Annotated in this window: 9 protein-coding genes; 5 read left to right on the forward strand and 4 right to left on the reverse strand. The window is 64.1% G+C overall.

Features of this window, described 5'->3' with window-relative positions; all coding sequences use genetic code 11:
- Positions 1-205 precede the first annotated feature (205 nt).
- Positions 206-3,082, forward strand: a complete 2,877-nt coding sequence (locus tag CC207_RS01405; RefSeq protein ID WP_088851463.1) for a bifunctional diguanylate cyclase/phosphodiesterase — start codon at positions 206-208, stop codon at positions 3,080-3,082.
- Here CC207_RS01405 and zwf read toward each other — a convergent pair.
- Positions 3,079-4,521: a glucose-6-phosphate dehydrogenase gene (gene zwf, locus CC207_RS01410; protein ID WP_028689995.1), complete on the reverse strand. Its 1,443-nt coding sequence runs from the start codon at positions 4,519-4,521 to the stop codon at positions 3,079-3,081. The genes CC207_RS01405 and zwf overlap by 4 nt on opposite strands.
- A 103-nt stretch (positions 4,522-4,624) precedes the next feature.
- On the opposite strand from zwf, the gene hexR reads away from it, so the two are divergent.
- A complete protein-coding gene (hexR, locus tag CC207_RS01415; protein ID WP_023630201.1) occupies positions 4,625-5,491 on the forward strand; it encodes a transcriptional regulator HexR in 867 nt (288 codons plus the stop codon).
- Between the two features lie 99 nt (positions 5,492-5,590).
- On the forward strand, positions 5,591-5,809 hold the full coding sequence (locus CC207_RS01420) for a PA3496 family putative envelope integrity protein (RefSeq protein WP_069015985.1): 219 nt from the start codon (positions 5,591-5,593) through the stop codon (positions 5,807-5,809).
- On the opposite strand, the gene CC207_RS01425 is transcribed toward CC207_RS01420, so the two are convergent.
- Complete coding sequence (locus CC207_RS01425) at positions 5,751-6,698, reverse strand: LysR family transcriptional regulator (RefSeq protein ID WP_162175253.1); 948 nt, start codon at positions 6,696-6,698, stop codon at positions 5,751-5,753. The two genes, CC207_RS01420 and CC207_RS01425, sit on opposite strands and share 59 nt — an antisense overlap.
- A gap of 204 nt (positions 6,699-6,902) precedes the next feature.
- Here CC207_RS01425 and CC207_RS01430 point away from each other — a divergent pair, with 204 nt between their 5' ends.
- Positions 6,903-8,318, forward strand: a complete 1,416-nt coding sequence (locus CC207_RS01430) for an acetyl-CoA carboxylase biotin carboxylase subunit (protein ID WP_028689992.1) — start codon at positions 6,903-6,905, stop codon at positions 8,316-8,318.
- 11 nt (positions 8,319-8,329) lie between these two features.
- Positions 8,330-10,138, forward strand: coding sequence for a sodium-extruding oxaloacetate decarboxylase subunit alpha (gene oadA, locus CC207_RS01435; RefSeq protein ID WP_028689991.1), 1,809 nt, complete (start codon positions 8,330-8,332; stop codon positions 10,136-10,138).
- Positions 10,139-10,205: 67 nt separating this feature from the next.
- Here oadA and CC207_RS01440 read toward each other — a convergent pair whose 3' ends face one another.
- A complete protein-coding gene (locus CC207_RS01440) occupies positions 10,206-11,027 on the reverse strand; it encodes an amino acid ABC transporter permease (protein WP_028689990.1) in 822 nt (273 codons plus the stop codon).
- Positions 11,024-11,845: an ABC transporter substrate-binding protein gene (locus CC207_RS01445; protein ID WP_062360084.1), complete on the reverse strand. Its 822-nt coding sequence runs from the start codon at positions 11,843-11,845 to the stop codon at positions 11,024-11,026. The genes CC207_RS01440 and CC207_RS01445 overlap by 4 nt, the downstream gene beginning before the upstream one ends.
- Positions 11,846-11,903 lie beyond the last annotated feature (58 nt).

Consider the following 11,903-nt stretch of genomic DNA (forward strand, 5'->3'; position numbering starts at 1 on the left):
AACGCCCCGGACGCAAATCGCCGGATGGGCGCGCGACCGTTCATCGGTGGACTTGTCCGGTACCCGTGGTTGAGCGGTCAGACCTGGACGCAGCAGACATTTTCGAAATCATGACGCAGAGCAGTTTGGTCCGACGCGGTGCTTGTGTATGCTCCCTGCACATTTGCGGTCAGCCATAACAAGAAGACAAAAGAACCCAGCCAATATGACCCAGGATTGCGCGGCGATCGGAGCATCGCCGGAGACGACAAGGAGCGTTCGCAGGCAATTCGCCACCCAGCTGTCGATCGAGCGTACTCGCCTGCTGTACCAGGGCTCGTTGCTGCCCACCTTGTTCATGTTGCTCAACGGCCTGCTCTGCGCCTGGCTGCTGTGGAGCCCTGCGCGCTATTTGCTGGTCGGGGTTTGGATGGCCTGGCTGGTGGCGCTGGTGGCGCTTCGGGTGATCCAGGTGGCGGCCTTCGACGCGGCGACGCCGGCGCGCCAGGCCAAGCCGACCTGGCGGCGCATGTTCCTGCTCGGCTCGGCGTTCAGTGGCCTGACCTTGGCCTGCGCGGTGATCGCCCTGGCGCCGGCGGACAACTTCGTGCAGCAGGCCTGGGTCTTCGGCCTGCTCGGCGCGGCGGCGTTGTCGGCCAGTGTCGCCTACGCGGTCAGCCTGCCGGCGTTTCTCAGCTTCGCCCTGCCGTGCCTGCTGCCGCCGATCGCGTTTCTATTCGTCTATGATGCCGGACACCAGCGCGGCTGGGGCTGGCTGGGGCTGATCCTGCTGGTGGCGCTGATGGTGGTGGCCTGGCAGGTCAATCGCCTGATAGAGCGCGGCCTGCTGCGCCGCTTCCAGAACCAGGCGCTGATCGAGCACCTGCAGAACGCCCAGCGTCATGGTGAGGGCCTCAACCGTCAGCTCAACGCAGAGATCGCCCAACGGCGACGGGCCGAGGACGACCTGCGCAAGGCCCATGCCGGCCTCGAGCAGCGCGTGGCCCAACGCAGTCATGAGCTGGACCTGGCCAACCAGGCCCTGAGCAAGAGCGAGCAGCGCCTGGCCCTGGCCTTGCAGGCCAGCGAACTTGGGCTGTGGGACTGGAACCTGGAAACCGACGAGGTCCATCACACCCAGTTGCATGCGCTGTTCGGCCTGGATCCGGAGCAGGTACGCTCGGTGCGCGCCGACCTCAAGCCGCGGCTGCATCCCGACGACCTGCCCGTGCTGCGACGCACGCTGGTCGAGCACCTCAAGGGGCGCACCGAGGACTACCGGGTCGAGTACCGGGTACGCCACGCCCAGGGGCACTGGTGCTGGATCGAGGACTGCGGGCGGGCGGTGGAGTCCGATGGCCAGGGTAAGGTCCTGCGCATGCTCGGCACCCGCCGCGACATCACCGCGCGCAAGGAACAGGAAGAGCAGCAGCGCCTGGCCGCGACGGTGTTCGAGGCGGCCAGCGAAGGGATCGCCATTCTCGACGCGGACTTCCAGTTGCTGGCGGTGAACCAGGCCTTCTGCGATGTCACCGGCTACGGCCGGGCCGAGCTGATCGCCCGCAACGCCCTGGAGCTGCCCTGCAGCCGCGATGCCCGCCGCCACAGCCAGGCCATCGACCAGGCGTTGGAGCAGCAGGGCCACTGGCAGGGCGAGCTGGTCGAGGCGCGTAAGAACGGCGAGCTCTACCCGCAGTGGTTGCAACTGAACAGCGTGAATGACCCTCGGGGACGAATCGTCAATATCGTCGGCTTCTTCTCCGACCTGTCCGCACGCCGCGAATCCGAGGAGCGCCTGCGCTACCTGGCGCATTACGACGACCTCACCGGTTTGGCCAACCGCGCACTTTTCCGCTTGCGTTTGCACGAGGCGGCGCAGCGCATGCGCCTGAACGGCCGCAGCCTGGCGCTGCTGCATGTGGACCTGGACCGCTTCAAGCTGCTCAACGAAAGCCTGGGCCACGAACTGGCGGACCAGTTGCTCAAGAAGATGGCCCAGCGCCTGGCCAACGCGGTGCCGGAGGCCGACACCGTGGCGCGCCTGTCCGGCGACGAGTTCGCCGTGCTGTTCGACGGCTACACCAACCTGTCGAGCCTGGTGCGCGTCACCACCCGGCTTCTCGACAAGCTGCGTGTGCCCCAGCGCGTCGGCGGGCACGAGGTGGTGATCAGTGCATCGGTGGGCATCAGCCTGTTGTCCGACGCCACCCAGGACCTCAATGCCCTGGTCAGCCAGGCCGACATGGCCAAGCAGCACGCCAAGCACCTGGGCGGCGACAGCTTTCAGTTCTACACCGAGAGCCTGCGCGCCAGCACTCTGGAACGCCTGCAACTGGAGAACCAGCTGCGCAAGGCCATCGACGATCGCCAGTTACTGGTCTACTACCAACCCAAGCTGTGCCTGCGCACCGGCCAGTTGCACGCGGCCGAGGCGCTGGTGCGCTGGCAGCACCCCGAGTGGGGCATGGTGCCGCCCAGCGAGTTCATCGGGCTTGCCGAAGAGACCGGGCTGATCGCGCCCATGGGTGAGTTAGTGCTGCGCCAGGCTTGCTGGCAGGCGTGCGAATGGTTGCGCCAGGGCCTGGAGGTGCGCGTTTCGGTCAACCTGTCGGTGTATCAGCTGCGCCAAGGCAAGCTGGTCAGCCTGGTGCGCCAGGTCCTGCAGGAATCCGGCCTGGCGCCGCACCTGCTGGAGTTGGAACTGACTGAAAGCCAGCTGCTGGACAGCGTCGAGCACATCATCACCACCTTCGAGCAGCTCCACGCGTTGGGAGTGAAGCTGGCCATCGACGACTTCGGCACCGGCTATTCGTCGCTGAGCTACCTCAAGCGCTTCCCGGTCGACTACGTGAAGATCGACCAGGCCTTCATCCGCGGCCTGCTCGAAGGCTCACAGGACGCGGCCATTACCCGGGCGATTATCGCCATGGCCAAGAGCCTGCAACTGAAAGTGGTGGCCGAAGGGGTGGAAACCCGCGAGCAGCTGCAGTTCCTGCGCGAGCATGGTTGTGATGAGGTGCAGGGCTACCTGATCAGCCGGCCGGTGGACGCGACCTCGTTCCGCGCGTTGCTTGATCGCTCGACGGCCGACCTGTTGCGCTAAAAATGCCAGGCCTGGCCTTGGCGTGTCAGCAGGCTGTTGGCTTGTTCCGGGCCATTGCTGCCGGCGGGGTAGGGGCGTGGCGCCTGGAAGTGTTCCTCCCAGCCCTGCAGGATCGGGTCGATCCAGGCCCAGGCGGCCTCGACCTCGTCGCGGCGCATGAACAGCGTCGAGTCGCCTTCCAGCACATCCAGCAGCAGCCGCTCGTAGGCGTCCCAGCGGCGGGTCTGGGCAAAGGCCTGGGCGAGGTTCAGGTCCAGTTCGACCGGCGCCAGGCGCATGCCCTTGCCCGGGCTCTTGGTCATCATGCGCAGGCTGATGTGCTCCTCCGGCTGTAGCTGGATCAGCAACTGGTTGACCTGTCCGCCGCTGAACAACTCGTGGGGCACCGGCTTGAACTGGATGACGATCTGCGACGAGCGCCGTGTCATGCGCTTGCCGGTGCGCAGGTAGAACGGCACGCCGGCCCAGCGCCAGTTGTCGATGTGCGCCTGTACCGCGATGAAGGTCTCGGTGTCGCTGTCGTTGTCCACGTCCTTTTCGAAGTAGTAGGCCGGCACCTCCTGGCCGCCGATCTTGCCGGCGCCGTACTGGCCGCGCACGGTCTTGTCCTGCACGTCCTGGCCGGTGATGGGCTTGAGCGCGCGAAGGATCTTCACCTTTTCGTCGCGTACCGCCTCGGCCTCGAACTGCGCCGGCGGCTCCATCGCCACCAGGCAGAGCAATTGCAGCAGGTGGTTCTGCAGCATGTCGCGGGTGGCGCCGGCGCGGTCGTAGTAGGCGCCACGGTTCTCCACGCCAAGGGTCTCGCAGACGCTGATCTGCACATGGTCGACCTGGCCGTTGCGCCACACCGGCTCCAGCAGGGCATTGGCGAAGCGCAGGGCCATGAGGTTCTGCACGGTTTCCTTGCCCAGGTAGTGGTCGATGCGAAATACCTGCGGTTCGCTGAACACCGCGCCGATGGCCTCGTTGATCGCGGTGGCCGACTCCAGCGAATGGCCGATGGGCTTCTCCAGCACGATGCGCGCCTCGCTGTCGGCCAGGCCGGCGATGCGCAGATGGTTGGCGATGGGCACGAACAGCTTGGGCGCGGTGGCCAGGTAGTAGATGCGGGTCAAACCGCCGGGTTCGCCCAGGTAGCGGGCCAGACGGCCGAAGTCGGCGCTCTGCGCGGCGTCCATGGGGAAGTAGTCCAGGCGGGCGCAGAAGCGCTGCCAGACGTCCTCGTCGAAGTCCTGGCGGGCGATCTGCGCCCGGCAATGACGTTCGGCGAGCTTGAGGTAGTCGTTGCGCGACAGGTGGCGCCGGGCCAGGGCGATGATCCGCACGGCGTTGTGCAGGCGGGCCTCGCGATACAGGTGGTAAAGCGCGGGAAGCAGTTTGTGCAGGGCCAGGTCGCCCGTGCCGCCGAAAACCAGGATGTCGCAAGGAATCGTCAAACCACCACTCTCCACGTTCGTTTAGCTGGGCGGGTTGGCAAGCATGTAGTATAACTACAAGAAAGCTACATCCCGGCACGCCGATCATAACCGAGTCCAGCCCGTGAATCTGTTGCAACATATCGACCAATCGCGGCACCTGCTGCGCAAATCGGAACTCAAAGTGGCCGACCATGTGCTGCTCGATCCGGCTGCCGTCATGCACAGTTCGATGGCCGACCTGGCGCACAGCGTGGGGATCAGCGAGCCGACCATCGTGCGTTTCTGCCGGGCGATTGGCTGTTCGGGTTTCCAGGATCTCAAGCTCAAGCTGGCGCAGAGCCTGGCCGCTGGCGCCAGTTTCGGCCAGTTTGCGATTCACGAAGACGACTCGGTCGCCGACTACAGCCTGAAGATCTTCGACACCACCCTGCACACGCTGATGGAGGTGCGCGAGCACCTCGACCCGCAGGCGCTGCAGCAGGCGGTGACCGCCATGGCCCAGGCCCAGCGCGTGGAGTTCTACGGCTTTGGCGCTTCTGGCGCGGTGGCGGCCGATGCCCAGCACAAGTTCTTCCGCCTGCTGCTCAGCGCTGCGGCCTATTCCGACCCGCACATGCAGGCGATGTCGGCGGTCACCCTGAAGCCGGGCGACGTGGCGGTGTGCATTTCGCAGTCGGGGCGCTCCAAGGACCTGCTGATCACCGCAAACCTGGTGCGTGAAAGTGGCGCCAACCTGATCACCCTGTGCCCGAGCCAGACGCCGCTGGCCGAATTGTCGACGGTCAACCTGGCCATCGACGTGCATGAGGACACCGAGATCTACACCCCGCTGACCTCGCGCATCGCTCACCTGGTGGTGATCGACGTGCTGGCCATGGGCGTGGCCATGGCCCGCGGGCCGAGCCTGGTCAACCACCTCAAGAGCGTGAAGCGCAGCTTGCGCAGCCTGCGTTTGTCCCCCAAGTCGATCAAGGCCACCGACGACTGAGCGATACGCAGATTTCATCATTTCGTCACTATTTCACCGCAAAACGGTAAACCCCTGAGGCCAGTCTGAAACTCCCGCATCCTATTTGGGAGACAGGCAATGGCACATGATCACGCAGGTGTGTACCAACCCAACGCCAAGGCTCGCAAGCAGCAGGAAAAGGACCAGCGCCGCATGGAGTTCCGCCGCGCGATCGAAAGCTACTGCGACCAGCGCCAGCTGCTGCGCGAGCTGGCCGACTACCCCGACCTGCAAGCCATCACGGTGTGGCAGGTCTCGGCGGCAACTTACCCGAGAAACGCTCCACAAGCCCGCTGATCTGCGCACGTTCACCGCGGATGAACGCCTGGAACGCCAGGGCGACCGGCGACTGGCGCTTGTTTTTGGATTGCACCAGGCACCAACTGCGGTACAGCGGCAGCTCTTCCACCGGCAGTTCCCTGAGCACGCCGGTGGCCAGCTCCAGATTGACCGCGTGGCGGGTCAGCAGGGCGATGCCCAGGCCGGCCACCACGCATTCGCGCTGGGCGTCCGTGGAGGCCACCTCGACGGTCTGGGTGAAGTGCACGCGCTTGTCCTTGAAGAACTCCTCGCAGGCCTTGCGCGTGCCCGACCCTTGCTCGCGGACCAGCAGGGCATGAGGCTCGAGATCCTGCAGGCGCAGCTGTTCGAGCTTGCAAAGCGGATGGTCCGGCGGCGCCACGGCAATGATCGGGTTGTTGAGGAAGGGCAGGAACTCCAGGCCCATGTCCTGGGGCACCATGGACATGATGGTCAGGTCGTCGCGGTTGTCCGACAGGCGCCGGATCGCCTGGGCCCGGTTGACCACCGTGAGGGTGAGGTTGACCTCCGGGTGGCGCTGCTTGAAGGCGGCGAACAGGTGTGGCACGAAGTACTTGGCGCTGGATTCGATCGCCAGTTTCAGCTGCCCCTGCAATGAGCCCTGCAGGTCCGACAGCTGCATGTCGAGGTTTTCCAGGCGCCCGAAGATATCCCGGCTGGCGCGTTGCAGCGCCTCGGCTGCCTCGGTCAGGTAGAGCTTCTTGCCGACGTACTCGAACAGCGGCTGGCCGACCAGCTCCTCGAGTTGGCGGATCTGTAGACTAACGGCGGGTTGCGTCAGCGCCATCTCCTCGGCCGCCCGACTGTAGGAGCGCAGATCACACACCTCGTTGAACACCTGCAGTTGACGCAAAGTCATACGCATCAAGGACTTACGCATTTTTTTCGGTGCCCCGGCAAAACCTTGTTACCTCACTATAAGCTTTTGCTAATACTACCCCTAACAAATATTGATTTTTGTTTATTGACCTTCGGCGCTAGGGTGAATATGCGACTGGCCAGCGACGTCTGGTCACGCGCCGACCGGTAAAACCGGCTCGTCTGTTCCTACGGCTTTGGGAAGACTCCAGTGATAACAAAAATCCTGATCGCCAACCGGGGTGAGATCGCAGTTCGGATCGTGCGTGCCTGCGCCGAGATGGGCATTCGCTCCGTCGCGATCTACGCCGACGCCGACCGTCACGCCCTGCACGTCAAGCGCGCCGACGAGGCCTACAGCATCGGTGCCGAGCCCCTGGCCGGCTACCTGAACCCGCGCAAGCTGGTGAACCTTGCTGTCGAGACCGGCTGCGATGCCCTGCATCCAGGCTACGGTTTCCTGTCGGAAAACGCCGAGCTTGCGGAGATCTGCGCCGAACGCGGGATCAAGTTCATCGGCCCGGCCGCCGATGTCATTCGCCGCATGGGCGACAAGACCGAGGCACGCCGCACCATGATCGCGGCCGGTGTCCCGGTCACCCCCGGCACCGAAGGCAACGTCGCCGATATCCATGACGCCCTGCGCGAAGGCGACCGCATCGGTTACCCGGTGATGCTCAAGGCCACCTCCGGTGGCGGCGGGCGTGGCATCCGCCGCTGCAACAGCCGTGAAGAGCTGGAGCAGAACTTCCCCCGTGTCATCTCCGAGGCCACCAAGGCCTTCGGCTCGGCGGAAGTGTTCCTGGAAAAATGCATCGTCAACCCCAAGCACATCGAGGCGCAGATCCTCGGTGACAGCTTCGGCAACGTGGTGCACCTGTTTGAACGCGACTGCTCGATCCAGCGCCGCAACCAGAAGTTGATCGAGATTGCCCCGAGCCCGCAACTGACCCCCGAGCAGCGCGCCTACATCGGCGACCTGGCGGTGCGCGCGGCCAAGGCGGTGGACTACGAGAACGCCGGTACCGTGGAGTTCCTGCTCGCCGATGGCGAGGTGTACTTCATGGAGATGAACACCCGGGTGCAGGTGGAACACACCATCACCGAGGAAATCACCGGCATCGACATCGTCCGCGAGCAGATTCGCATCGCCTCCGGCCTGCCGCTGTCGATCAAGCAGGAAGACATCCAGCACCGTGGCTTCGCGTTGCAGTTCCGCATCAACGCCGAAGATCCGAAGAACAACTTCCTGCCCAGCTTCGGCAAGATCACCCGCTACTACGCCCCCGGCGGCCCCGGCGTGCGCACCGACACGGCGATCTACACCGGCTATACCATTCCGCCGTTCTACGACTCCATGTGCCTTAAGCTCGTGGTATGGGCGCTGACCTGGGAAGAAGCTATGGACCGCGGCCTGCGGGCCCTGGACGACATGCGCGTGCAGGGGGTGAAGACCACCGCCGCGTACTACCAGGAAATCCTGCGCAATCCGGAATTCCGCAGCGGCCAGTTCAACACCAGCTTCGTCGAAAGCCACCCTGAACTGACCAACTACTCGATCAAGCGCAAACCCGAAGAGCTGGCCCTGGCCATCGCCGCCGCCATCGCCGCGCACGCAGGCCTGTGAGGAACCGAACAATGTCCAAGAAAATCTTTGTCACCGACACAATCCTGCGCGACGCCCACCAGTCCCTGCTGGCCACCCGCATGCGCACCGAAGACATGCTGCCGATCTGCGACAAGCTCGACAAAGTTGGCTACTGGTCGCTGGAAGTCTGGGGCGGCGCCACCTTCGACGCCTGCGTGCGCTTCCTCAAGGAAGACCCGTGGGAGCGCCTGCGCAAGCTGCGCGCCGCATTGCCCAACACCCGCCTGCAGATGCTCCTGCGTGGGCAGAACCTGCTGGGCTACCGCCATTACAGCGACGACGTGGTCAAGGCCTTCGTCGCCAAGGCGGCGGTCAACGGCATCGATGTGTTCCGCATCTTCGACGCCATGAACGACGTGCGTAACCTGCGCGTGGCCATCGAGGCGGTGAAGGCCGCCGGCAAGCACGCCCAGGGCACCATCGCCTACACCACCAGCCCCGTGCACACCATCGACGCCTTCGTGCAGCAGGCCAAGCAGATGGAAGCCATGGGCTGCGACTCGGTGGCGATCAAGGACATGGCCGGCCTGTTGACCCCGTTCGCCACCGGCGAGCTGGTCAAGGCACTGAAGGCCGAACAGTCGCTGCCGGTGTTCATCCACTCCCACGACACCGCTGGCCTGGCCGCGATGTGCCAGCTCAAGGCGGTGGAAAACGGCGCCGACCATATCGACACCGCCATCTCCAGCTTCGCCTGGGGCACCAGCCATCCAGGTACCGAATCGATGGTCGCCGCCCTCAAGGGCAGCGAGTTCGACACCGGCCTGGACCTGGAGCTGTTGCAGGAGATCGGCTTGTACTTCTACGCCGTGCGCAAGAAGTACCACCAGTTCGAGAGTGAATTCACCGCCGTGGACACCCGCGTGCAGGTCAACCAGGTGCCGGGCGGGATGATTTCCAACCTGGCCAACCAGCTCAAGGAGCAGGGCGCGCTCAACCGCATGAACGAAGTGCTGGCGGAGATCCCGCGGGTGCGCGAAGACCTCGGCTTCCCGCCGCTGGTGACGCCGACCTCGCAGATCGTCGGTACCCAGGCGTTCTTCAACGTGCTGGCCGGCGAGCGCTACAAGACCATCACCAACGAGGTGAAGCTGTACCTGCAGGGCGGTTACGGCAAGGCGCCGGGCGTGGTCAACGAGCAGCTGCGTCGCCAGGCGATCGGCAGCGAGGAAGTGATCGACGTGCGCCCGGCCGACCTGCTCAAGCCGGAGATGGCCAAGCTGCGTGCCGATATCGGCAGCCTGGCGCATTCCGAGGAAGACGTGCTGACCTTTGCCATGTTCCCCGACATTGGCCGCAAGTTCCTCGAGGAGCGCGAAGCCGGCTCCCTCAAGCCCGAAGCCCTGCTGCCGATTCCGGAAGCCGGCGCGGTGGGCTCGGTGGGCGGTGAGGGCGTGCCGACCGAGTTCGTCATCGACGTGCACGGCGAGACCTACCGCGTCGACATCACCGGCGTGGGCGTCAAGGCCGAAGGCAAGCGCCACTTCTACCTGTCCATCGACGGGATGCCGGAAGAAGTGGTGTTCGAGCCGCTCAACGAGTTCGTCGGCGGTGGCGGCAGCAAGCGCAAGCAGGCCAGCGAGCCGGGCCATGTCAGCACCAGCATGCCGGGCAACATCGTCGATGTGCTGGTCAAGGAAGGTGACGTGGTCAAGGCCGGTCAAGCGGTGCTGATCACCGAAGCCATGAAGATGGAGACCGAAGTGCAGGCGGCGATCGCCGGCAAGGTCGTGGCCATCCATGTGGCCAAGGGCGACCGGGTCACCCCGGGCGAGATCCTGATCGAGATCGAAGGCTGAGATAAGCCTTCATCTACAAGCGGTTAACCTCTGGGGAGCGAATGCTCCCCTTTTTTTCGCCTGCCGCTCAGCGTTGGTAACCCTTGCCGAAATGCCGCTCCAGCCGGGCCTGCACCAGCTCCAGCAGGATCGACAGCACCCAGTAGATCACCGCCGCGGTGGTCAGCATCTCCAGGTAGCGATAGCTGGAGCGGCCGTAGGACTGGGCCAGGAACATCACTTCCCAGACACCCATCACCGAAATCAGCGACGAGTCCTTGAGCATTGAGATGAACTGGTTGGCGCTCGGCGGGATGATGGTGCGCATGGCCTGGGGCAGGGTGATGTGCCAGAAGATCGCTGCCGGGCGCATGCCCAGGGCCAGGGCAGCCTGGCGCTGGCCGACGGCGACGCCGATGATGCCGGCGCGGAAGATCTCGCTCAGGTAGGCGCCGTAGTTCAGTGACAGGGCGATGATCCCGGCGGCGATGGCGCCCGGCACCAGGCCCAGCTGTGGCAGGCCCAGGTAGATCAGCAGAATCTGGATCAACAGCGGTGTGCCGCGAAAGAACGAGGTGTAGAAACTCGCCAGGCCAAACAGCACCGCACTGCTGGACAGCCTTGCCAAGGCGGCGGCAAAACCCAGCAGCACCGAGGTGAACATCGAGCAGATGCACAGGAACAGGGTCAGCGCGGCGCCTTGCAAAAAGCCGTTGGGGCCAAGCCGGAAGCCTGCAAGGTTGGGGAATTTCTCTACGATGATCGAAAATTTCAGATCAAAGTTTAAGAAAAAGCCCACGAACAGCAGCAACAATACCAGCCACGTCAGGTACAGCCGGCTGCGAAAGCCGAGCAGGCGCGAGCCCGTCGTTGTGGCGACGGGTTTGGGAGCAGGTTGATGTGCATTCATTTACTGATGTCGGCGCCGATCCACTTCTGCGAAAGCTTCGCCAGCGTACCCTCGGCTTTCAGCTCGGCGAACACCTGGCGCACCTTGGCATCCCATTCTGGGTCGCCTTTCTCGATGGCCACCGAGTTGGGCTCTTCATACAACGGCGCCCCGGCCAGCTTGAAACGCTTGTCCTGGTCCAGGCGAGGTTGCGCGGTCACCAGGTTGGTCAGGATTGCATCCAGGCGCACGCCGGCGCCCAGGCCGAGGTCCTGGAAGGCAACGTTGTCGGTGTCGTATGGGGCGGCCTGGACGAAGTCGAAGGGGTAGTCGATCTTGCGGTCTTCGGCGCCTTCGATCACCAGGTTCTTGTTCAGGTAGCTCTCGTAGCTGGAGGCACTGGTCAGGCCGACCTTGCGCCCGTTCAGGTCTTTGGCCGAGTGGATGCGCTCGTCCTTGGCGTTGACCACGATAACCGCCGGCGAGGCGTAGTACTGCACCGGGAAGTCGAACACTTCGGCGCGCGCCTTGCTCGGCGTCATCGAGCAGATGCAGATGTCGTAGCGGCCGCTCCAGCGGCCAGCAGCGATCACGTCCCAGGAGGGTGTTTCCAGGCGCAGTTTCACCCCCAGCTTTTCGGCGACTGCCTTGGCCACGTCCACATCGAAGCCGTCGAGCTGATTTTGCTCGTTGAGGAAAGAGAACGGCGGGTAGCTCTCCATCAGCACATTGACCAGTTCCTTGCGAGTTTCCACACGTTCCAGCGTGGCGCCTGCGAAGGCTTGAGTGGCAGCGCTCAGGGCAAGGAGACCGGCGCCCAGCAAGGTTGGTAAACGCATGGAGATACCTGAAAAAGTGCTTGAATAAAGGATGTTTGATATTTAATAGTTATAAACA

Source organism: Pseudomonas sp. DrBHI1, from assembly GCF_002205115.1.
GTDB lineage: Bacteria > Pseudomonadota > Gammaproteobacteria > Pseudomonadales > Pseudomonadaceae > Aquipseudomonas > Aquipseudomonas mosselii.

Bases quoted from the DNA above. Each gene is read 5' to 3' on its own strand.
- CC207_RS01445 (WP_062360084.1), bottom strand. From the start codon at position 11,845: ATGCGTTTACCAACCTTGCTGGGCGCCGGTCTCCTTGCCCTGAGCGCT.
- CC207_RS01425 (WP_162175253.1), bottom strand. From the start codon at position 6,698: ATGCGTATGACTTTGCGTCAACTGCAGGTGTTCAACGAGGTGTGTGAT.
- CC207_RS01405 (WP_088851463.1), top strand. From the start codon at position 206: ATGACCCAGGATTGCGCGGCGATCGGAGCATCGCCGGAGACGACAAGG.
- oadA (WP_028689991.1), top strand. From the start codon at position 8,330: ATGTCCAAGAAAATCTTTGTCACCGACACAATCCTGCGCGACGCCCAC.
- CC207_RS01420 (WP_069015985.1), top strand. From the start codon at position 5,591: ATGGCACATGATCACGCAGGTGTGTACCAACCCAACGCCAAGGCTCGC.
- CC207_RS01440 (WP_028689990.1), bottom strand. From the start codon at position 11,027: ATGAATGCACATCAACCTGCTCCCAAACCCGTCGCCACAACGACGGGC.